The sequence below is a fragment of the Faecalibacterium sp. An122 genome (assembly GCF_002160895.1).
Lineage (GTDB): Bacteria > Bacillota > Clostridia > Oscillospirales > Ruminococcaceae > Faecalibacterium.
Map to the genome: position 1 here is coordinate 150,607 of NZ_NFLL01000002.1, position 22,667 is coordinate 173,273.

The 22,667-nt window shown below is 62.8% G+C and carries 16 protein-coding genes and 1 tRNA gene; 13 read left to right on the forward strand and 4 right to left on the reverse strand.

Annotated elements, in window-relative coordinates:
* Positions 1–62 precede the first annotated feature (62 nt).
* Complete coding sequence (locus tag B5E67_RS02645; protein WP_087382578.1) at positions 63–1,607, reverse strand: YifB family Mg chelatase-like AAA ATPase; 1,545 nt, start codon at positions 1,605–1,607, stop codon at positions 63–65.
* A 29-nt stretch (positions 1,608–1,636) separates the two neighbouring features.
* The gene (locus B5E67_RS02650; protein ID WP_087382581.1) at positions 1,637–2,632 is read right to left on the reverse strand and encodes an RluA family pseudouridine synthase; all 996 of its coding nucleotides are present in this window, start codon (positions 2,630–2,632) and stop codon (positions 1,637–1,639) included.
* Positions 2,633–2,796: 164 nt separating this feature from the next.
* Between B5E67_RS02650 and B5E67_RS02655 the strand changes: the two genes are divergently transcribed.
* The 6 genes from B5E67_RS02655 to B5E67_RS02680 all read left to right on the forward strand — a co-directional run bounded on the left by B5E67_RS02655 (position 2,797) and on the right by B5E67_RS02680 (position 10,823).
* Positions 2,797–3,606 carry a JAB domain-containing protein gene (locus tag B5E67_RS02655; RefSeq protein ID WP_087382584.1) on the forward strand — a complete coding sequence of 270 codons (810 nt, stop codon included), beginning with the start codon at positions 2,797–2,799 and terminating at the stop codon, positions 3,604–3,606.
* 172 nt (positions 3,607–3,778) lie between these two features.
* Positions 3,779–5,836 carry an excinuclease ABC subunit UvrB gene (uvrB, locus tag B5E67_RS02660; RefSeq protein ID WP_087382587.1) on the forward strand — a complete coding sequence of 686 codons (2,058 nt, stop codon included), beginning with the start codon at positions 3,779–3,781 and terminating at the stop codon, positions 5,834–5,836.
* Positions 5,823–8,702: an excinuclease ABC subunit UvrA gene (gene uvrA, locus B5E67_RS02665; protein WP_087382590.1), complete on the forward strand. Its 2,880-nt coding sequence runs from the start codon at positions 5,823–5,825 to the stop codon at positions 8,700–8,702. The genes uvrB and uvrA overlap by 14 nt, the downstream gene beginning before the upstream one ends.
* Before the next feature lie 79 nt (positions 8,703–8,781).
* A tRNA-Pro gene (locus B5E67_RS02670) sits at positions 8,782–8,859 on the forward strand.
* Positions 8,860–8,936: 77 nt separating this feature from the next.
* Positions 8,937–9,593, forward strand: coding sequence for a nuclease-related domain-containing protein (locus B5E67_RS02675; RefSeq protein WP_087382593.1), 657 nt, complete (start codon positions 8,937–8,939; stop codon positions 9,591–9,593).
* Positions 9,594–9,779: 186 nt separating this feature from the next.
* The gene (locus B5E67_RS02680; RefSeq protein WP_143405371.1) at positions 9,780–10,823 is read left to right on the forward strand and encodes a hypothetical protein; all 1,044 of its coding nucleotides are present in this window, start codon (positions 9,780–9,782) and stop codon (positions 10,821–10,823) included.
* Between the two features lie 83 nt (positions 10,824–10,906).
* Here B5E67_RS02680 and B5E67_RS02685 read toward each other — a convergent pair whose 3' ends face one another.
* Complete coding sequence (locus B5E67_RS02685; protein ID WP_087382599.1) at positions 10,907–11,938, reverse strand: SpoIID/LytB domain-containing protein; 1,032 nt, start codon at positions 11,936–11,938, stop codon at positions 10,907–10,909.
* A gap of 308 nt (positions 11,939–12,246) precedes the next feature.
* Here B5E67_RS02685 and B5E67_RS02690 point away from each other — a divergent pair, with 308 nt between their 5' ends.
* The 4 genes from B5E67_RS02690 (at position 12,247) to B5E67_RS02705 (ending at position 17,448) form a co-directional block, all read left to right on the forward strand.
* On the forward strand, positions 12,247–13,611 hold the full coding sequence (locus tag B5E67_RS02690) for a citrate synthase (RefSeq protein WP_087382601.1): 1,365 nt from the start codon (positions 12,247–12,249) through the stop codon (positions 13,609–13,611).
* A gap of 6 nt (positions 13,612–13,617) precedes the next feature.
* The gene (locus B5E67_RS02695; protein WP_087245415.1) at positions 13,618–14,382 is read left to right on the forward strand and encodes a hypothetical protein; all 765 of its coding nucleotides are present in this window, start codon (positions 13,618–13,620) and stop codon (positions 14,380–14,382) included.
* 173 nt (positions 14,383–14,555) lie between these two features.
* Positions 14,556–15,587: a type I glyceraldehyde-3-phosphate dehydrogenase gene (gene gap / locus B5E67_RS02700; protein WP_087245417.1), complete on the forward strand. Its 1,032-nt coding sequence runs from the start codon at positions 14,556–14,558 to the stop codon at positions 15,585–15,587.
* 229 nt (positions 15,588–15,816) lie between these two features.
* Positions 15,817–17,448 carry a hypothetical protein gene (locus B5E67_RS02705; protein ID WP_143405372.1) on the forward strand — a complete coding sequence of 544 codons (1,632 nt, stop codon included), beginning with the start codon at positions 15,817–15,819 and terminating at the stop codon, positions 17,446–17,448.
* A gap of 78 nt (positions 17,449–17,526) precedes the next feature.
* On the opposite strand, the gene B5E67_RS02710 is transcribed toward B5E67_RS02705, so the two are convergent.
* Positions 17,527–18,438, reverse strand: a complete 912-nt coding sequence (locus B5E67_RS02710; protein ID WP_087382608.1) for a sugar phosphate nucleotidyltransferase — start codon at positions 18,436–18,438, stop codon at positions 17,527–17,529.
* 411 nt (positions 18,439–18,849) lie between these two features.
* On the opposite strand from B5E67_RS02710, the gene B5E67_RS02715 reads away from it, so the two are divergent.
* The 3 genes from B5E67_RS02715 (at position 18,850) to gpmI (ending at position 22,515) form a co-directional block, all read left to right on the forward strand.
* Positions 18,850–20,058 (forward strand): phosphoglycerate kinase, encoded by a 1,209-nt coding sequence (locus B5E67_RS02715; protein ID WP_087245423.1) that lies wholly within the window; start codon positions 18,850–18,852, stop codon positions 20,056–20,058.
* A gap of 114 nt (positions 20,059–20,172) precedes the next feature.
* Entirely contained in the window at positions 20,173–20,943 is a 771-nt protein-coding gene (tpiA, locus tag B5E67_RS02720; protein ID WP_087245425.1) for a triose-phosphate isomerase, read from the forward strand.
* A gap of 39 nt (positions 20,944–20,982) precedes the next feature.
* Positions 20,983–22,515 (forward strand): 2,3-bisphosphoglycerate-independent phosphoglycerate mutase, encoded by a 1,533-nt coding sequence (gene gpmI / locus B5E67_RS02725; protein WP_087382611.1) that lies wholly within the window; start codon positions 20,983–20,985, stop codon positions 22,513–22,515.
* The last annotated feature ends 152 nt before the right edge of the window (positions 22,516–22,667 follow it).

Consider the following 22,667-nt stretch of genomic DNA (forward strand, 5'->3'; position numbering starts at 1 on the left):
TCGTATCATAGAAAAACCCGGCCAGGGAGGTACCCGGCCGGGTCTTTTTGTTTGTATTGTGTTCATCGCACCTGGGTGCGGTCCTGCATCCGGTACTGGAGGGCTTCCAACAGGGCGTCCTGCTGGATGTCGTCGGTGCCGGCCAGATCGGCAATGGTGCGGGCCACCCGCAAAAGGCGGTCGTGGGCCCGGGCCGACAGGCCCAGACGGTCATAGGCCGCCTGCAGCACCTGCTGGGCGGCGGGGGACAGGCGGCAGACCCGCCGCACCTGCCCGGCAGACAACTGGGCGTTGCAGTGGGTGCCGCGGTAGCCCAGCTGGGCAAAACGCCGGGTCTGGATCTCCCGGGCGGCCAGCACCTGACGCCGCAGCTGGGCGCTGCTCTCGCCCTGAGCCGCGCCGTGGAGCTCGCTGAACGCGATGGGGTCCATCTCGACGCACAGGTCGATGCGGTCCAGCAGGGGTCCCGAGATGCGGCTGCGGTATTGGCGGATGGCGGTGGGGGTGCAGGTACAGGGCCGGGTGGGATGGCCGTAGTAGCCGCACTTGCAGGGGTTCATGGCGGCCACCAGCTGGAACCGGCTGGGATAGGTGGCGCTGCCGGCGGCCCGGCTGATGGTGATCTGTCCGTCCTCCAGGGGCTGGCGCAGCACCTCCAGACTTTCCCGGGAAAATTCAGGCAATTCGTCCAAAAAGAGAACCCCCGCGTTTGCCAGGCTGCACTCCCCCGGGCGGAACTGGCTGCCGCCTCCCGCCAGGGAGACGGGGCTGGCCGAGTGATGGGGACTGCGGAAGGGCCGTGCGGTCACAAGCCCGCCGCCCCGGGGCATCAGCCCCGCCACCGAATAGATTTTGGCGGTCTCCACCGATTCCTCCCGGGTCATGGGAGGCAAAATGCCGGGCAGACGCTTGGCCAGCATGGACTTGCCGGTGCCGGGCGGCCCGATCAACAGGACGTTGTGTCCGCCGGCGGCCGCCACCACCATGGCCCGCCGCGCCACCGACTGGCCCAGCACGTCGGCAAAGTCGGGGTAGGCCGACCACCCGGCGTCGGGGTCAAAAGGAATGGGCTGCACCGGCTCCAGAGGGATGCGCCCGTCCAGGGCGTGGACCACTTCGTGGACGGTGCGGGCAGGGTAGACCTGCATTCCGCTGTCCCCGCAGGCTTCGGCGGCCTCGGCGGCGTTGTCGGCCGGCAGGTACAGGGCTTTCACACCCCGTTCGGCGGCGGCCAGCGCCATGGGCAGCACCCCGGTCACCGGGCGCAGTGCGCCGTCCAGGGCCACCTCCCCCAGAAAGGCAGTGTCCGCTTGGGGCGGGTCAATCTGCCCGGCGGCGGCCAGCACCGCCAGCAGCAGGGGTAGGTCGTAGACAGGACCGGTCTTTCGGACGTCGGCGGGGGCCAGATTCACCGTCACTCGCCCGGAAGGCCACCGGTAATGGAGGTTGTGGACCGCCGCCCGCACCCGGTCGGCGCTCTCCCGCACCGCGGAGTCGGGCAGGCCCACGATGGAAAAGGCGTCGACGCCGCCCGACACGTCGGCCTCCACGGCCACGCCGAAACCCTGCAGCCCGTTCAGGCCGAAACTCTGCAATACAGCGTACATGGATGGGTCCCTCCTCCCGCGTGAACCGGTCAGCCGACCGGTTTGGACTTGTCCAGGGCGTCAAACTGGCGGATGATCTGAGGATCTTTCAGCTTGATGACCTTGCCGGTGAGATAGTGCAGGGTGTTTTCCTCGGGAATGTCCAGAAAACTCACCCGCACCGCACACAGGGCCTGGGTTTTGGCCCCGGCCCGCTCGTTGGCCTTGCGGTTGCCGTACTTGATGTCGCCCAGCACCGGCCGGCCCAGATAGGCCAGATGGGCCCGGATTTGATGGGTCCGCCCGGTAATCAGCCCGATCTTGCACAGGGCATAGGGCCCCGCCGTCCGCAGCACGTCCACATCGGTGATGATCTGCTTGCGGCGGCCCGCCTGGTCGGAATGGGCGTGGATGCTGACCTTGTTGGTCTTTTCGTCGTGTTCCCACCAGGCGGTGAACCGGCCCCGGGGCGGGATGCCCACCGTGATGGTGTAGTATTCCTTTTTCAGCCGGTCGGTGCGGATGATTTCGTTCATGTCCCGCAGAGAGGCGTAGTTTTTGGCCGCAATCACCAGGCCCTCGGTGCCCCGGTCCAGCCGGTTGCACAGGGCCGGCGCAAACCGGTTTTCCCCGCCGGGGGTGTATTCCCCTTTGTCGGTGAGATACTGGGTGAAGGCGTCCACCAGATTGGCGTCGCCGGTGCGGTCGCTGTGGCACAGCAGATGGGCGGGCTTGTACAGGACGGCGATGTTCTCGTCCTCGTAAATCACCTGGACTTTGGGCTGATGGGGCCGGGCGGGTTTGGCCGGCTTGGATGCCCGGGCCGGAGCGGCCTCGGGCGGGAAAAACTCGTCGTTGATGTACAGTTCAATCAGGTCCCCGGCGGCCAGACGGGCGTCGGGGGCGGCCTTTTTGCCGTTGACCTTGATCCGCTTGTTGCGGAAGCTCTTGTACAGCAGGCTGGTGGGCAGGCCCTGGGTCACGCTCTGCACAAAGCGGGACAGGCGTACTCCTTCGTCGTTGGGGGTTGCGGTAAATTGTTTCATGGCAGATTCCTCACTTTGTACCCATGATAAACGATTTCGGGGTGCAAGTCAATTCGTGGGGAAAATTTGCCCCCGGGGTCTTGTCTTTTGGCCCAAAGAAAAGTATCCTTTAAATAAAAAGACCAGACCGCGCCGGCAGCCGGCCGGAGAGAGGAGGGGGCGTCATGGCGCAGAAAAAGGAACCCAACAAGAGCATACACGCCGGGCACCGCCAGCGGATGCATCAGCGTGTGGAGAAGTATGGCCTGGAGAGCCTGGCGGAACACGAAATGCTGGAGTATCTGCTCTACTTCACCAACGCCCAGAAGGACACCAACGCCATCGCCCATGACCTGCTGGAGACCTTCGGGGACTTTGCCGGGGTGCTGGAGGCCGATGAAAAGGAGTTGTGCGCCGTGAAGGGAATCGGGCCGGCGTCGGCCCGTCTGCTGCATCTGCTGCCCCAGGTGGCGGCCTGCTATCAGCACAGCCGGGTGAAGGACGGCCGCCGCCTGCGGACCACCGAACAGCTGGGCGCCTACGCCATGGCCCGCTACCAGGGCATCCAGAAGGAGCGGGTTTTGCTGATTTGTCTGAGCCGCCAGCACCGGATCACCTCCACCGCCTGGATCAAGCAGGGCGGGGAAGACCGGGTGGCCCTTCCCATCCAGGAGGCGGTTCGTCAGGCATTGCGGGCCCGGGCCGAGAGCGCCGTCCTCTGCCATAACCACCCCGGCGGCAGCGTTCTGCCCTCCCGCCAGGACCTGGAGGCCACCGCCAGCCTGGCCAAGGGAATGGCCGTGGTGGGCATCGAGCTGCTGGATCATATCATCGTCACCGATACCGAATACGCCTCCCTCCGCCAGCGGTGCGGCCTGGACCTTGTGACGGTGGACCAGCCCCGCATGGCCATGCTGCGGGAGCCGGATGCCGCAGAAACGCCCGACCCCGAGGAAGCCGCCGCTTCCGGCGAGCCCGACCCCGCCGGCGGGTGAAGGCCCCGGATGCATACCGGCGGGACGCCGGGCCAGACTGAGAGAAAAAGGCGGGAAAAAGATTTGTGGGATGGACTGTACAGAATAAATCAAACGTGGTATAATCTTTGCGAGAGATACAACTATTGATTGTGAAGCCTGCGCCGGAATCCCGGCGGGGAGGAGGCCGTCTATGGCAGAAAATCAATTCAAACTGGTGTCGCCCTATCAGCCCACCGGCGACCAGCCCGAGGCCATCGAACAGCTGACGGCGGGGGTGGAGCGGGGAGACCGCTGCCAGACCCTGCTGGGCGTCACCGGCAGCGGCAAGACCTTTACCATGGCCAATGTCATCGCCCGGTGCAACCGGCCCACCCTGGTGCTGGCCCACAACAAGACCCTGGCCGCCCAGCTGTGCACCGAGTTCCGGGCGTTTTTCCCCGAAAACGCGGTGGAGTACTTTGTCTCCTACTACGACTACTACCAGCCCGAGGCCTATATCCCCAGCACCGACACCTATATTGAAAAGGACAGCGCCATCAACGACGAAATCGACCGCCTGCGCCATTCGGCCACGGCGGCTTTGTCTGAGCGGCGGGATGTCATCATTGTGGCGTCGGTGTCCTGCATTTACTCCTTGGGCGACCCCATCGACTACCGCAGCATGGTCATCAGCCTGCGCCCCGGCATGGAAATGAGCCGGGACGACCTGTGCCGCCGCCTGGTGAACCTGCAGTACGAGCGCAACGACGTGAATTTCGTCCGCAACAAGTTCCGGGTGCGGGGAGATACGGTGGACATCTACCTGGCCTATATGAGCGAAATGGCCATCAAGGTGGAGTTTTTCGGGGATGAGATCGACCGCATCACCGAGTTCAACCCCCTCACCGGAGCCAAACAGAACATCGTCAAGCATGTGGCCATCTTCCCGGCCAGCCACTACATTGTCAGCGCCGAGAAAAAGGCCGCCGCCATCGAAAAAATCCGGGCCGAGTGCGACGCCCAGGTCAAACAGTTCACCGCCGAGGGCAAGCTCATCGAGGCCCAGCGCATCGCCCAGCGCACCAACTACGACATCGAGATGCTCAACGAGGTGGGTGTGTGCAAGGGCATCGAGAACTATTCGGCGGTATTGTCGGGCCGGGCTCCCGGCAGCATGCCCACCACCTTGCTGGATTATTTCCCGGAGGATTTCCTCCTGTTTGTGGACGAGAGCCACGTCACCCTGCCCCAGGTGCGGGCCATGTATGGCGGCGACTACGCCCGCAAAAAGACCCTGGTGGAGTACGGCTTCCGGCTGCCCTCCGCCTTTGACAACCGCCCCCTCAAGTTTGAGGAGGTGGAGTCCAAGCTGAACCAGATCATCTTTGTGTCGGCCACCCCCGGCCCCTATGAAAAGGAGCACAGCACCCAGGTGGCCCAGCAGGTGATCCGGCCCACCGGCCTGCTGGACCCGCTGATTTCGGTCCGCCCGGTGGAGGGCCAGGTGGTGGATCTGCTGGGCGAGATCAAAGCCCGCACCGCCAAGGGCGAGCGGATTCTGGTTACCACCCTGACCAAAAAGATGGCCGAGGACCTGACCGATTACCTCACCGACCAGGGGGTCAAGGTCAAGTATATGCACCACGAGGTGGATACCTTTGAGCGGATGGAACTGATCAAGGATCTGCGCCTGGGCGCCATCGACGTGATTGTGGGCATCAACCTGCTGCGGGAGGGCCTGGACCTGCCCGAGGTGAGCCTGGTGGCCATCCTGGACGCCGACAAAGAGGGCTTCCTGCGCAGTGAAACCAGCCTGATCCAGACCATCGGCCGGGCGGCCCGCAACGCCGAGGGCCTGGTTATCATGTACGCCGACACCGTCACCGACAGCATGGAGCGTGCCATCACCGAGACCGAGCGCCGCCGGGCCATCCAGATGGCCTACAACGAGGCCCACGGCATCGTCCCCAAGACCATCGTCAAGGAGATTCGGGATACCATCGAGATCAGCGACAAGGCCGAAAACGCCAAGGCCAACACCCGCCGGATGGGGGCCAAAGAGCGGGAGGCTGCCATCGACCGCCTGACCCGGGAGATGAAGGAGGCCGCCAAGCTGCTGAACTTTGAGCATGCGGCCTTCCTGCGGGATCAGATCGACCGGCTGCGCCGGGGCGAAAACCCCACCACCGACTCGGACGCCGAGAACGAGCGCCGCCAGAACCACGCACAGACACAGAGAAAAGGAAGAAAATACTTTGGCAAACGATAAAATTGTCATCAAAGGGGCCCGGGAACACAACCTGAAAAACGTCAGCCTCACCCTGCCCCGGGAGAAATTCATTGTCATGACCGGCCTGTCGGGGTCGGGCAAGTCCAGCCTGGCTTTCGACACCATCTACGCCGACGGCCAGCGCCGCTATGTGGAGAGCCTGTCCAGCTATGCCCGGATGTTCCTGGGCCGGATGGACAAGCCGGACGTGGACGAGATCACCGGCCTGTCGCCGGCCATCTCCATCGACCAGAAGACCACCAGCCACAACCCCCGGTCCACGGTGGGCACCGTCACCGAGATTTACGACTACCTCCGTTTGCTGTACGCCCGCATCGGCGTGCCCCACTGCCCGGTGTGCGGGCGGGTCATCAGCCAGCAGACGGTGGATGAAATGGTGGACGCCGTCCTCAAACTGGAGGAGGGCACCAAGTTCCAGGTTCTGGCGCCGGTGGTCCGCCAGCGCAAGGGCACCCAGCAGAAAGAGCTGGACGCAGCCCGCCGCAGCGGCTACACCCGCGTGAAGGTGGACGGCAGTCTCTACGACCTGGACGAGGAGATCACCCTGGAGAAAAACATCAAGCACACGGTGGAAATCGTGGTGGACCGCCTGGTCATCCGCAAAGGCGTCCGCAGCCGCCTGGCCGACAGCCTGGAGACAGCGCTGGGCCTCACCGGCGGCGTGGCCGAGGTGGAAGTCATCGGCGGCGAGACCATGACCTTCAGCCAGAACTTCGCCTGCCCCGAACACGGCATCTCCATCAGCGAGCTGGCCCCCCGGCTGTTCTCCTTCAACAATCCCCAGGGCGCCTGTGAAAAGTGCACCGGCCTGGGCATCTTTATGAAGGTGGACGAGGACCGCATCATCCCCAACCGCAGCCTGTCCATCCGCGAGGGAGCCATCAAGGCCAGCGGCTGGTATTACGCCGAGGGCTCGGTCAGTGAAATGTACTACATTGCCCTGGGCAAAAAGTACGGCTTCGACCTGGATACCCCCATCAAAGATTTCAGCCGCCCCGCCCTCAACGCCCTGCTTTACGGCACCAATGGGGAAAAACTGGAGCTCCACCGCACCAATGAGTTTGGCAGCGGCCAGTATTACGCCGAATTCGAGGGCATTGTGGAAAACCTGGAGCGCCGCTTCCGGGAGACCAACAGCGAGTGGATCAAGGAAGAGATCGCCGGGGTGATGTCGAGTGTGGAGTGCCCCGCCTGCCATGGCCAGCGGCTCAAGCCGGTGGTTCTGGCGGTGACGGTGGGGGATTTGAACATCAGCCAGTTCTGTGAGATGTCCATCCGGGACGAGCTGGCCTTTATCCGGGCCAACGAGGGCAACCTCACCGAAAAACAGCGCCAGATCGGCGATCAGATCATGAAGGAGATCCGCACCCGCCTGGAATTCCTCCAGAGCGTGGGCCTGGACTATCTGACTCTGGCCCGCTCGGCGGGCACCCTGTCGGGCGGCGAGAGCCAGCGCATCCGCCTCACCACCCAGATCGGCAGCGCCCTGTCGGGGGTGCTGTACGTCCTGGATGAGCCCAGCATCGGCCTGCACCAGCGGGACAACGACAAACTGATCGATACCCTCAAGCACCTGCGGGACCTGGGCAACACCGTCATTGTGGTGGAACACGACGAGGACACCATCCGGGCGGCGGATTATATCGTGGACGTGGGCCCCGGCGCGGGCGTCCACGGCGGCGAAATCGTGGCCGCCGGCAAGGTAAAGGATATCTGCAAGGCCAAGCGCAGCATCACCGGAGAATACCTGTCCGGCCGCAAGCGGATTGCGGTTCCCGAGACCCGCCGCCCCGGCAACGGCCACTGTCTGCGGGTCACCGGCGCCCGGGAGAACAACCTCCACAACCTGACGGTGGACTTCCCCCTGGGGACCTTCACCTGCGTCACCGGCATTTCCGGCTCGGGCAAGTCCAGTCTGGTGAATGAGATTCTGTACAAGACTCTGGCCGGGGAATTGAACGGCGCCCGCAGCCGTCCCGGCAAAAACGACGGCATCATCGGCCTGGAATATGTGGATAAGGTCATCGGCATCGATCAGCAGCCCATCGGCCGCACCCCCCGTTCCAACCCCGCCACCTATACCGGGGTGTTCAACGACATCCGCAACGTCTTTGCTCAGACCCAGGACGCCAAGATGCGGGGCTATGGGCCGGGACGGTTCAGCTTCAACGTCAAGGGCGGCCGCTGCGAGGCCTGCGAGGGCAACGGCATCCTTCAGATCGAGATGCACTTCCTGCCCGACGTCTATGTCCCCTGTGAGGTCTGCAAGGGCGCCCGCTACAACCGGGAGACCCTGGAGGTCAAATATAAGGAGAAAACCATCGCCGAAGTGCTGAACATGACGGTGGAGGAGGCCTGTGTCTTTTTCGCCAATCAGCCCAAGATCGCCCGCAAGCTCCAGACCCTGCTGGATGTGGGCCTGGGCTATGTGACTCTGGGTCAGAGCGCCACCACCCTGTCGGGCGGCGAGGCCCAGCGGGTCAAGCTGGCCAATGAGCTGGCCCGCCGTTCCACCGGCAAGACGGTGTATATCCTGGACGAGCCCACCACCGGCCTGCATATTGCGGACGTGCACCGCCTCATCGAGGTGCTGCAGAAACTGGTGGACGCCGGCAACACGGTGATTGTCATCGAGCACAACCTGGATCTCATCAAGTGCGCCGACTATATCATTGACCTAGGCCCCGAGGGAGGCAGCGCCGGCGGCGAGATTGTGGCCGTCGGTACCCCCGAACAGGTGGCCGAGGTGCCGGGCAGCTTTACCGGCCAGTACCTGAAACCGCTGCTGGAACGTGATCTTTTGGCCCGCGCCCAGGAGAAGGCCGAAAAAGAACAGAAAAAATAAAAAAATGGGTTGACAAGCGGCCCCAAAGTGAGTATAATAGCCCATGTCGCCCCGCTCTGGTAGGATCGGGGGCCGATATCCGGGTGTAGCGCAGTTTTGGTAGCGCGCTTGAATGGGGTTCAAGAGGCCGTGAGTTCGATTCTCGCCACTCGGACCAGACTCCGGGCTGTATCTCGCAGGAGATGCAGCCCGGATTTTTTTATTTTCCACACAGAAAGGGATTCACCAACGTCTATGAAATGGTTTGCTTGTCTCCGGGCTTTGCTGGGGCCGGACCCTGCCCGGGAGAAAGGGGAGAGAGGAGAAAATCAGGTGGCGGCCCGCCTGGCCGAAAAAGGCTGGTTCCGGGTCAAGGGCCTGTGCCTGCGCAATCTGTACCTGCCGGCGGGGGAGAACGCCACCACCGAGGTGGATATGATCTACCTGACCCGGAAAGGGATTTACGTCATCGAGAGCAAAAACTACACCGGCCGGATCTACGGCGACGAGGACCGGCCCCAGTGGACCGCCGCCGTGTATGCGGGCCGGGGCTGGCTGGGCCGGGTCAAGACCGAAAAGCACAGCCTGTACAACCCCATCTGGCAGAATGCAGGGCATATGCGGGCCTTGTCCCGCCTGGTGGGGCCGGAGGTGCCCCTGTGGTCGGTGATTGTGTTTTCGGGCCGGTGCCGCCTGGCGGATGTCCGGTGGGACCGGGACGACACCGCCGTCTGCCGGGTGGAGGAGCTGCCCCGGGTCCTGCGGAAGCTGGGCCGCGGCAAACCCCTGTCCTGGCGGGAGGTGGAGGACCTGTACCGGCGTCTGGAGCCCTATACCCAGGTGTCCTGGTTCCAGAAACAGGCCCATATCCGCCAGGTGAAAGAGAAGGAGCGGGCCCGCCGCGGGCGGTAAAAAGTACGCCTCTTTTCCGCGGCGTGGAGAAAAAGACCTATATTTTGGACAAGGTGCATAAAAATTGCGCGACGCCGTTCGACAAATGAGAAAATCCGGTGAAAGTTTGTCCTCAAACTATTTACAAATCGGTAACAGCTGCGTTAAACTAATCACAGAAAGTTCACCGGAAGGGATGAGGCAAACTTGGAAACACAGTGCAGATGGCGCCGCCGGATTGCGGCGCTGATGTTGACCGTCGTGCTGCTGGTCACCTGTATGCCGGGTGCATGGGCAGCCGACCTGAACGTAGACGCAGGCTTTTACATGAAACAAAGCCGGAGCGGAACCTGCACCCTGACGGCGGCGGCCATGATGCTGCGCCGCCGGGCCTACCTGGACGGCCTGTCCGACTGGGTGGATGTGACCGAGAACTCGGTTCGTCCGGCTGCCTGGTCCAATGGCCTGGCCCACAGCTTTACATACAAGTCCATGAAGGTGCTTTATGCCACCCTTCCCTCGGACAACACCGTCAAAACCCAGACCCTCATCAATCTGCTGGCCGCACACCCCGAGGGAATCGTCCTGTATGACCGGACCGAGCCCCACGCGGTTCTGCTGACCGACTACACCAACGGGGTGTTTTATTGCTCCGACCCCGCCGGCAATATCTCGGCCGGCCGGGTGCCCCTCTCGGAGGCCATGGTCTCCCTGGCGGATGCCTCCTGCTACTGGTACATCGCCGAGGACCAGAACGCCGCCGCAGCCGCGCCCCAGACCGGGGAACTGCAGCTGGTGGGGGTTACATATCCCATCAATGTCCACGCCGGTTCGGGCCTGAGCCTGAACGGCACCGTCACCGCCACCGCAGGCAGCACCCTGGCGGAGGTGGCCGTCCTGGTGGAGGACGCCGCCGGCAACACCGTCCTGAGTGCCTCCGCCAACCTGACCGGCGCCGAGAGCAGCTGGTCGGTGCGGGAAGTGGACAGCCAGATTCCCTTCGGCATCCTGCCCGCCGGCAATTACACCTATCTGGTGATTGCCGAGGACACCACCGGCGCAAGCCTCTGCTTCACCAGCAGCTTCACGGTGTCGGATGCCGCCGCCAGCAGCGGGTCCTATTGGTCCGTTCAGGACCCTGACGGCTCCATGCTCCAGGAGGAGCCCGCCGCACAGCCCGCCGCCGACAGTTCCAGCGGCAGCCTGATGGGCCTGGAAGATCTGTTCGGACTTTTTGGCTCTCTGTTCTGAGTTTTTCCTGAAATAAGACATGGCCCCGGCGCTGTCTTGAAACGCCGGGGCCGTTTTGTTCCTGAAAAAGGGGAATCCTAAGTCTAAGGATCAAGGGTGGTGCCGGGAAAGTAGTGGGCCAGAATCTCGATCCAGCTCTTGCCCTGCTCGGCCAGGGCCTTGGCGCCCCATTGGCTCAGGCCCACCCCATGGCCGTAGCCCCGGGTGGTGATGGAAAATGCATCCCCCTGGGCCTGGATGGTGAAACAGGCGCTCCGCAGCCCCAGCGCCGACCGCAGGGCGGTGCCCTTCACCGTCTGGCCGCAGACCGGCAGGCTGTCCACATAGCCCGAGGGGGTGTAGCTGGGGGTGCCGAACCAGGCCGAAGGGTCGATGCCGGCGGTGGAAATCCCCAGGGCCGACCCCAGCGCCCCGCTGACCTGTTCGACTGACAGGGTCACCGTCACCTCATAGTCCTGGGCGGTCAGGTCGGTGCTGCTGTCCACCGCGGTCAGATAGGGAAGGGCGGTGTCCCAGACGTTTTCACTGGCCTCGGTCATGCCGTTGGAAATGGCGAAGTAGCTGGCCCCTGCCGGGGCCCCGTCGTAGTACAGCACCTGCCCCGCCACCTGGTCGATGAGGGCGGACAGCCGGGCGTAGTTGGCCTCGTAGGCGGTGCCCCAGTAGCTCCGCAGCACCGTGTCGGTCAGGCAGCCCTGACGCCGGGCCGGGTCCACCGCCAGCCAGGGGCCGGCGGGATCGTCGCAGTGGTCCCGGCAGTAGAGAATGTAACTGTGGCAGGCTACCGCCTGGGCCTTGAGGGCCTCGTCCGGCCAGCTGACCGGCATTTCGGACGCCACCGCCCCAATGAGATAGTCCCGCATGGACAGGGTGAGGGTCTGGCCGCTGTTCTCGTCCTGCAGCAGGACGGTGGTGTTGTCGCCCTCCGTGCCGGTGCCGGCCAGGCCCGCCAGGCCTCCCGGCTCCTGGGACTGGGGCGCCGGGGCCGCCCCGCTGTCCGCCAGCCCGGGGGCGGAAGCCCCCAGCAGCTGCTCCATCACCAGATAGCTGGCCAGGGGCAGCGCCGTGCCCAGCGCCAGCAGCAGGGCCCATAATAGGATAATCGCTTTTTTCAAGCCGGAACAAGCCTCCTTTCTGGGGTACAGGATACCACTGAACCCTCGCGGGAAAGGCCGAAACGCGCCTGGATGTGTGCGTGCCCCAGCGACGAAATGTGAATAAAATCCGAATATTCTTAAAATATTTCGTATTTCGGGCCGGGTTTGGACAGTTTTGACTTGAATTTATTTAACAAAAGCGATATCATAAGCACATCCATCGCATTTTAGTGGAAAGGGGATCTTTGCACACCAGAGAGGCAAAACAAACGATACCGGCCGCGGGTGCTCTCTGCGGCCGTATGGAGAAGGGAAGGGGATTCGTCATGATGAATACAAATTCGGGAACCAAAGAGCACGAGGCCATGAAAACCCTCTGTGAGGAGTATCTGGCCAATAACTACATCGACCCCGAGACCAGCGAGCGGCTGGGCGTCAAGCGCGGCCTGCGCAACCCGGATGGCACCGGTGTTCTGGCAGGCCTGACCAACGTCTGTGACGTTGTGGGCTACAAAAAGGATCAGGAAGGGCACATCATCCCGATTCCTGGTCGGCTGATTTACCGCGGCGTCAACATCAACGAGATCGTGGAGGAAGCCTACCGCAACGACCACTTTGTGTTTGAGGAGGTCATCTGGCTTCTGCTGTTCGGCAGCCTGCCCACCAAAAAGCAGCTGGAGAACTTCCGCGACATTCTGGCCGAACACCGCGACCTGCCGGAGGGCTTCATGGACACCATGAACGCTCCCTCGCCCAACATCATGAACAAAATGCAGCGGTGTGTCCTGGGCATGTACTCCTACGACGAGAACCCCGAGGACCTGAGCCTGGAGAACCTGCTGCACCAGAGCATCGCCCTCATCGGCGGCATGCCCACCATGATGGTGAACGCCTACCAGATGAAGCGCCGCTTCTACGATAAGCAGAGCATGTTCTTCCACCTGCCCCAGCCGGGCCACTGCACGGCGGAGCATATCCTCAGCACCTACCGCCCGGACCAGAAGTTCACCCACGAGGAAGCCAAGCTGCTGGACACCTGTCTGCTGCTCCATGCCGACCACGGCGGCGGCAACTGCTCCACCTTTGCCACCCGCGTGGTGTCCTCCTCCGGGTCGGACACCTATTCGGCCATTGCGGCGGGCATCGGCGCCCTGAAGGGCCCCAAGCACGGCGGCGCCAACCTGGCCGTCAACCGCCAGCTGAAAGATATCCTGGCCCACGTGGAAAACTACGACGATGACGATGAGGTCCGCGAGTACCTGCGCCGCATCCTGCGCAAGCAGGCCGGCGACGGCAGCGGCCTGATCTACGGCATGGGCCACGCCGTCTACACCATCAGCGATCCCCGTGAGGTGATCCTGAAGGAGCGCGCCCGCCACCTGGCCTACGAGAAGGGCTTTGAGGCCGAGTACAATATGCTGTGCAGCATCGAGCGCCTGGCCCCGGCCATCTTCGCCGAGGAGAAGGGCAGCTCCAAGCCGGTCTGCGCCAACGTGGACCTGTTCAGCGGCCTGATCTACCAGATGCTGGGCATCTCGGAGGACCTGTACACCCCGCTGTTCGCCATCGCCCGTCTGCCGGGCTGGTGCGCACACCGCATCGAAGAAGTGGTCTTTGCCAACCGGATCATCCGTCCGGCCTATAAATATCTGGGGGTGCGTCAGCGCTATAAGCCCCTCGAGGAGCGTTAACCGAAGATGAAAGCAAAGGTAATGGCATACCTGGCCGCGGGGGCGGTGTTCTGCGGCATCCGCTGGGCGGACCTTGCCCTCTGGACCGACCCTGAGACCGGCCTGGTGACCGCGGGGGCCGTGTGGCAGCGGTATCTGGTGCTGGCCGTGTTCGCGGCGGCCGCCCTTCTGGTGGGACGGCTTGCCGGCGGCAGCCCGGCGCCCCTGAACCGCCGCCAGCCTCTGGCTGCCCTGCCCGCTCTGGCGGGGGCTGTCCTCTGCCTGTGGCAGGGGATCGCCGGCCTGCTGGGAGCCGCCGGTGTGGCCGCGGCAGTGGAAAGCGTCCTGGCTCTGGCCTGCGGGGCCTGGCTGGGGTATCTGGGGGTGGGCTGGCTGGCCGCGCCCCGCAAAAATCCGCCTCCGGCCTGGTTCGGCGTGGCGGGAAGCCTGCTCTTTGTGTGGGAGATTCTCCTGAGCTTTATGACCAACGGCTCCAGCTGGCACCGCACCGTCCCCACCTCGGCGGTCTGGCAGCAGCTGGCCGCCCTGCTGTTCCTGGCGGCTTTGCTGCGGGCGCTCTGCCTGCCCGATGCGGCCGACGGCCGGGCGCTGGGGGGCTATGGGCTGCTGGCTTTCTGCCTGTGCCTGTGCTGGCAGCTGCCCCGGTGCGTCCTGTGGACCGCCGGCCCGGGGGACTGGGCTCTGGCCGCCATCGGCCTTTTGGGCGGCGTCTGCGCGGTGCTGTGCGCCGCGCCGTCCCCCCACAGCAAAGGCTCCCACGCGGCGGGCTGATTTGCCAAAAGTACTAAAAACGTTTGAGTGAAATGATATAAAATCTATAAAAACGAAAAACCGCTTGTTATTTCTTTGTCGGGCACTTGAAGGTTTGGCGTTTTTGGTCTATAATAAAGACACCGTGAGATTTATCCTATTTCAAAGGGTAAAAATTTTAGGAGGTATATAAAATGGCTGTAAGAGTTGCTATCAATGGTTTTGGCCGCATTGGCCGCCTGGCTTTCCGTCAGATGTTCGACGCTGAGGGTTACGAGGTTGTCGCTATCAACGATCTGACCAGCCCCAAGATGCTGGCTCACCTGCTGAAGTACGACACCGCTCAGGGCTCCTTCTGCGGCAAGATCGGCGAGAACAAGCACACCGTTTCTTCCACCGAGGACTCCATCGTTGTCGATGGCAAGGAGATCAAGATCTACGCCATTAAGGACGCTAAGGATTGCCCCTGGGGCGAGCTGAACGTCGATGTCGTTCTGGAGTGCACCGGCTTCTACACCAGCAAGGATAAGAGCATGGCTCACATCGAGGCTGGCGCTAAGAAGGTCGTCATCTCTGCTCCCGCCGGCAACGACCTGAAGACCATCGTCTACTCCGTCAACGAGAAGACCCTGACCGCTGAGGACAAGGTCATCTCCGCTGCTTCCTGCACCACCAACTGCCTGGCTCCCATGGCCGACACCCTGAACAAGGCCTTCCCCGTTGTCTCCGGCATCATGACCACCGTTCATGCTTACACCGGCGACCAGATGATCCTGGACGGCCCCCAGCGCAAGGGCGATCTGCGCCGTGCACGTGCTGGCGCTCAGAACATCGTTCCCAACAGCACCGGCGCTGCCAAGGCCATCGGCCTGGTCATCCCCGAGCTGAACGGCAAGCTGATCGGCTCTGCTCAGCGTGTGCCCGTTCCCACCGGCTCCACCACCATCCTGGTGGCTGTTGTCAAGGGCAAGGACGTCACCAAGGAAGCCATCAACGCCGCTATGAAGGCTGCTGCTTCTGAGTCCTTCGGCTACAACGAGGACCAGATCGTTTCTTCCGACGTCATCGGCATGCGTTACGGCTCTCTGTTCGACGCTACCCAGACCATGGTCGCTAAGATCGACGACGACACCTATCAGGTTCAGGTCGTGTCTTGGTACGACAACGAGAACTCCTACACCTCTCAGATGGTCCGCACCATCAAGTACTTCGCTGAGAACTGCTAAGTACTGAGGGTACTCCAAAGGGCTTATCAGGGGCCGCCAGCTTTCGGGCTGGCGGCCCCTTTTTGCTTGCCGTGCCGCTGTTTTAGGCGGGCGCCGGGGAAAATCGCAGGCTCCATCCGGCCAATCCGTCCGGGCCGCCCCGCACTTTATTTTCCCCGCAGGCTGGACATTTGTTGGTTAAAAGAGTTTAATAAGATTATCTCCACATTTCCAGGGAAGGGGCGATTGTATGCCAGAGGGACCGCAGGTCGCCGGGCGGGAGAGTTTCCGCCTGTTGTATCCGCCGCATAAGCCAGCCAGAGGGGCCGCGCTGCCCGATTCCAGCTTTTTCCACACCCTCCAGATTGACCAGATGGTCTCGGTGCGGCGGGAGAGCTGGCGGGGCCTGCCCGACCTGCGCCTGGAACAGTTTTACACCACCGACACCGACGTCCTGGCCTGGCGGCTGGACGTGGTGGCGGACCTGGTGGCCAGCCAGGACCTGCGGGATTTGATCCGGGACGCCCTGCCCATGCTGCGGGACGCCGCCGAGATGCGCAAAGTCCTGAACAGTTCCTCTTCCTCTGTGGAGAGCAGCCTGGCCTCGGTGCGGTACCTGGAGATTTACCTAGAACTGGTGGAACTGTTCCACAGCCGCCTGGCGTCGGCCCCCATCCGGAGCGCGGGCTTTAGCGCCCTGCGGCAGGAGGTGGAAAAACGGCGCACCAGCGATTCCTACCAGGCCCTGACCCGCCAGCTGGAACAGACCGAATACCAGATCGGCCATATCAAGAGCATCGCCCTGGGCATCAACCTGGACGGCACCCTGCGGGTCACCGACGTGGGCCTGCTGGCTTTGAACACCGACAAATACCGTCAGGGCAGCGTCCTGGACAAGCTGCTGGGCCGGGATAAAAAGGACCCCATGGTCTGTATCTCGGGTTTTGCCAACCTGGCCAAGACCGCCCGGGAGGAGGAGAAACACGCCCTGGACCAGGCGGTCTGCCGGGCGCTGGACACCGCTTTTGCCCGCACCATCCGCAGCTGGGAGCCGGTCATCGACCAGTATTTCCGGGACGAAACCGCCTTTTTCATCGGGCTGCTGGATGATTTCCGGTTCCTGTCGGCGGCGGTCAGCTTTTTGCTGGAACTGAAAAGCCAGGGCTGCGCCCTCTGCCGCCCCACTATCCGCCCCATGGAGGAAAAAGCCCTCCACCTGAAAGACGTCTACAACCCCATGCTGGTTCTCCGCAGCGAGGACAAGGGGACGGTGGTGGCCAATGACTTTGGCTATGACGCTAAAGGCCGCTTTTACCTGGTCACCGGCCCCAACCACGGCGGCAAATCCATTTTCTGCTACTCGGTGGGGATGGCCCAGGCCCTCTTTCAGCTGGGCCTGCTGGTCCCCGCCAAAGAGGCGGTCATGAGCCCGGTCCGGTGTATCTTCACCCACTTTCCCACCTCGGACGAGGACAACTACGGCAAGGGCCGCCTGGAGAGCGAGTGCGCCCGGATGAGCCAGATTCTCCACCTGCTGACGGGGGAGGACCTGCTGCTGATGGACGAGAGCTTCAGCTCCACCAGCCTGCTGGAGGGCGGTTATATCGCCGGGGAAGTGCTGTCGGCCATTGCGGTGATGGGCTGCGGCGGGGTCTATGTGACCCATATCCACGAGCTGACCCAGGAGGTGGACCGCTTCAACGCTACCCCCGGCCGCACCGGCTGCATTGACAACCTGGTGGCCCAGATGGAGAACATCGCCGACGGCACCCGCAGCTATCGGGTGATCCGCGCCACCCCCGACGGCCTCAGCTACGCCAAGGACATCGCCCGCAAATACGGCCTCAGCTGTGAGGAAATTCTGGCCTCCCGCCAGGGCTGAACAAGACAAAAAGAAAACCGCGCATCTCCCGCCGCCGGACGGTGAGGGATGCGCGGTATTTTTTATGGAGTGAAAAGGTTAGAACTGAACGGGGTAGAGGCCCTCCTCGGTCAGACGGGCCAGAGCGGCCATGACCCCGGGCTTATCCTCCCGATAGGTGACGCCGTACCACTTGTCGGTGCTGTGGAGCATCCGAACCTGGGCCTTGCCCTCACCGATCAGATCGGAGATGATGGTGGGCAGGAAGTACTCGCACTTCATGGGATCCTTGGGCAGGCTCTCGGCCAGGAAGCCGGAGAACCGGTCCTGTGCCTCCTGCATGAAGCTGGCGGTCAGGCCCCAGATGCCCATGCTCACCAGGGTGTCGCCGGGCAGATCCACCCAGCTGTCCCCGTCGGCGTAGCGGATGACGCCGTCCTTGTCCTGGACGATCTTGGTCCGCTCGGTGACGCTCTCCAGCATCCCATCGCTGCCCACGACGCAGACGCCGCGGGAGACGCTGCCGTTCTCGGTGACGGTGTTCTTGACCTGGTAGCCCACCATGCAGTACTGGTACTGCTGGGTGTCGGCGTGGGTGGACAGGTACTCATACATCACGCGGAAGGCCTCGGGGCCGTAGTAGTCGTCCGAGTTGATGACGGCGAAGGGTCCGTGAATCAGATTCCGGGCGCTGAGCACCGCCTGGCCGGTGCCGAAGGGCTTGGTGCGGCCCTCGGGGGCGGTGTAGGGGGCGGGCAGGTCGTCCAGGGACTGATAGGCGTACTCCGCCTCCATCAGGCGGGACAGACGGTCCCCGATGGCCTTGCGGAAATCCGCCTCGAATTCCTGCCGGATGATGAAGATGACCTTCTCAAAGCCGGCCCGGCGGGCGTCAAAAATCGAATAGTCGATGATCAGCTGCCCGGAAGGACCAACCGGGTCCAGCTGCTTCATGCCGCCGTAGCGGCTGCCCATACCGGCAGCCAGTACGACCAGAACGGGTTTATCCATACAAGTGTTCCTCCTTTGTATGCCAGCCTGTCAATATTCGGTTTCGCCGCCGGCCCGGTCAGCATCCACATACAGGCCGGCCACCGACAGGACATTCCCGGCAGGAGGTAGGGCCGTAAGGCTGAGCGCGCGGTTTTGCGGTGCGTGTGTCGTTCGTCCGACACGCTGGATGTGGAGCCGGCTGCTTGAGCCTATTATAGACCCGGAGCTCCGTTCTTGACAAGTCTGTTTTTCCCAAAAGCACCCAGAATGCATTTTTTTGCTCCATTGGAGCATGTTTGCCAATGAATTATCAAAGAACTGCTTGCTTTGGGCCGCTGAATTGTATATAATAGAACTATCCACGGGGAGACCCGACGATGACAAAACTCACTTCAGGCAAATAAAAGGATTTGAGAGGAGTTTAGAACAATGGGTTTAGGTAAGAAGACCATCGACGATCAGAATTACTGCGGCAAGAAGGTTCTTGTCCGCTGCGACTTCAACGTCCCCATGAAGGACGGCGTCATCACCAATGAGAACCGCATCAATGCGGCCATGCCCACCATCCAGAAGCTGGTGAACGATGGCGCAAAGGTGATCCTGTGCAGCCACCTGGGCAAACCCAAGAACGGCCCCGAGGCCAAGTTCAGCCTGGCCCCCGTCGCCAAGGCTCTGAGCGCCAAGCTGGGCAAGGAAGTTGTCTTCGCTGACGACGACAACGTCGTGGGCGAGAACGCCAAGGCCGCTGTCGCTGCCATGAACAACGGCGACGTGGTCCTGCTGCAGAACACCCGCTTCCGCAAGGAGGAGACCAAGAACGTGGCCGCCTTCTCGGAGGAGCTGGCCAGCCTGGCTGACGCTTACGTGGACGACGCCTTCGGCAGCTGCCATCGCGCACACTGCTCCACCGCCGGCGTCACCGACTACATCAAGGATACCGCTGTTGGCTACCTGATGGAGAAGGAGATCCGCTACCTGGGCAACGCCGTGAACGATCCTGTCCGTCCCTTCACCGCCATTCTGGGCGGCGCCAAGGTGGCCGACAAGCTGAACGTCATCTCCAACCTGCTGGAGAAGGTGGATACCCTGATCATCGGCGGCGGCATGGCTTACACCTTCATCAAGGCTCAGGGCTACGAGATCGGCCAGAGCCTGTGCGATGACTCCAAGATCGACTACTGCAAGGAGATGATGGAGAAGGCCAAGGCCAAGGGCGTCAAGCTGCTGCTGCCCATCGACACCGTCTGTGTCAAGGCTTTCCCCGATCCCATCGACGCACCGGTTGAGACCGCTGTCTTCCCGGTCACCAACATGCCCTCCGACATGGAAGGCTGCGACATCGGCCCCGAGACCATGAAGCTCTTCGCCGACGCCGTCAAGTCCTCCAAGACCGTCGTCTGGAACGGCCCCATGGGCGTGTTCGAGAACCCCACCCTGGCAGCCGGCACCCTGGCTGTGGCCAAGGCTATGGCTGAGAGCGAGGCTACCACCGTCATCGGCGGCGGCGACAGCGCAGCAGCCGTCCAGCAGATGGGCCTGGGCGACAAGATGACCCACATCTCCACCGGCGGCGGCGCCTCCCTGGAGTACCTGGAGGGCAAGGATCTGCCCGGCATCGCGGTCATTCAGAACGCATAAGGCAGTCGCTTTTCACAAAGATGTGATGGGTGCGGCGGCGACACGCCGCCGCGCCCTTTTATTTTTGGGCGGCTTTTGGAGGCCGACCCTGGGAAAGACAAGGAGAATACGATTATGGATAAGGCAAAGCGCAAGGCTATCATCGCCGGCAACTGGAAGATGAACAAGACCGCCACCGAGGCTGCTCAGCTGATCGACGAGCTGATCCCCGCCGTCAAGGATGCCACCTGCGAGGTGGTCATCTGCACCCCCTTCACCGACCTGGTGACCGCCGTGGCCAAGACCAAGGGCACCAACATCCACGTGGGCGCCGAGAACGTCCACTTTGAGAAGTCGGGCGCCTTCACCGGCGAGATCAGCGCCGACATGCTGGTGGACCTGGGCGTGGAGTACGTTATCGTGGGCCACAGCGAGCGCCGTCAGTACTTCGCAGAGACCGACCAGACCGTCAACAAGCGCACCCTGGCCGCTCTGAACGCCGGCCTGAAGGTCATCGTCTGCGTGGGCGAGAGCCTGCAGCAGCGCGAGGAGGGCGTCACCGAGGAGCTGGTCCGCATGCAGACCAAGATTGCTCTGCGTGACGTCACCGCCGAGCAGATGGCCAACGTGGTCATCGCCTATGAGCCCGTCTGGGCCATCGGCACCGGCAAGACCGCTACCTCGGACCAGGCCGAGGAGGTCTGCGCCCAGATCCGCAAGGTCATCGGCGAGCTGTACGGCGAGGCCGTGGCCGAGGCTACCACCGTCCAGTACGGCGGCAGCATGAACGCCAAGAACTGCGAGGAGCTGGTCAGCAAGAAGAACGTGGACGGCGGCCTGATCGGCGGCGCCTCCCTGAAGGCTGCCGACTTTGCAGTGATTGTCAACGCTGCTTCCAAGGGCTGAGCCCCGGACAAATCAATAGAAACTGAGGAAGAAAAAACTATGGCAAAGAAACCCATGATGCTCTGCATCCTTGACGGCTTCGGCTGGGTGCCGGACGAAGTGGATGGCAACGCCATCGTCGCCGCCAAGACTCCCTATATCGACCACCTGTTTGCCACCTGCCCCAACGTCACCATCGGTGCCTCGGGCATGAGCGTCGGCCTGCCCGACGGTCAGATGGGCAACTCGGAGGTGGGCCACACCAACATTGGTGCCGGCCGTATCGTCTACCAGCAGCTGACCCTCATCACCAAGTCCATCCGTGACGGTGAGATGCAGAAGAACGACGTCCTGGTCCGCAACATGAAGGCCGCCATCGACGCCGGCAAGGCCATCCACTTCATGGGCCTGATGGGCACCGGCGGCGTTCACAGCCACGAGGAGCACCTGTTCGGCCTGCTGGAGATGGCCAAGGCCATGGGCGCCAAGGACGTCTATGTCCACGCCATCATGGACGGCCGTGACACCGACCCTCACGACGGTGAGGGCTTCCTGCAGAACGTCCAGAACGAGCTGGACAAGCTGGGCATCGGCAAGATTGCCACCGTCACCGGCCGCTACTACGCCATGGACCGCGACAAGAACTGGGACCGCGAGGAGAAGGCCTACGCTGCCTTCGTCTACGGCGAGGGCGAGAAGGCCAACGGCTGGAAGGAATGCATCGAGCGCAGCTACGCCAACGGCGTGACCGACGAGTTTGTGGTGCCCTGCGTCACCTGCGAGGGCGGCCGCGTCTCGGAGGGCGACACCGTGGTGTTCATCAACTTCCGCCCCGACCGTGCCCGCCAGATGACCCGCATCTTTGTGGACGACGCCTTCGACGGCTTTGAGCGCCGCTATGGCCGGTTCCCGGTGCACTACGTCTGCATGACCGAGTACGACGCCACCGTGCCCAACTGCGAGGTGGCTTATCCTCCCGTGGACCTGACCAACGTCATGGGCCAGTATATCTCCGACCTGGGTATGACCCAGCTGCGCATCGCCGAGACTGAGAAGTACGCTCACGTCACCTTCTTCTACAACGGCGGCCGCGAGGAGCCCTTTGCCGGCGAGGATCGCTGCGTGATCCCCAGCCCCAAGGTAGCCACCTACGACCTGAAGCCCGAGATGAGCGCCCCCGAGGTTGCCGAGGAGTGCGTCAAGCGGATTGAGAGCGGCAAGTACGACGTCATCATCCTGAACTTCGCCAACTGCGACATGGTGGGTCACACCGGCGTCTTTGATGCCGCTGTCAAGGCTGTGGAGGCCGTGGACCAGTGCGCAGGCAAGGTCATCGACGCAGTTCTGGCCGCCGGCGGCAAGGTCATCCTCACCGCCGACCACGGCAACGCCGACAAGATGAAGAACCCCGACGGCACCCCCTTCACCGCCCACACCACCAACCCGGTGCCCTGTGTGGTGATCGGCGCAGGCAACGACTTCACCCTCCGGGAGGGCGGCGTCCTGAGCGATCTGGTTCCCACCATGTTTGAGCTGATGGGCATTCCTCAGCCCAAGGAAATGACTGGCAAGAGCCTGATCGTCCGGAACTGATAAAGTCCCGCATCCCCGCATAAAACACAGCACAGAGCCCCGCAGGCCTGCGTCCAGCGACGCACCGCCCGCGGGGCTCTTTTGTGCTTGGTGAGAAGGTTCCGCCCGCAGGGCAGGGGACCGTCCGGAGCCAAAACCTGCCGGTCCGGGCC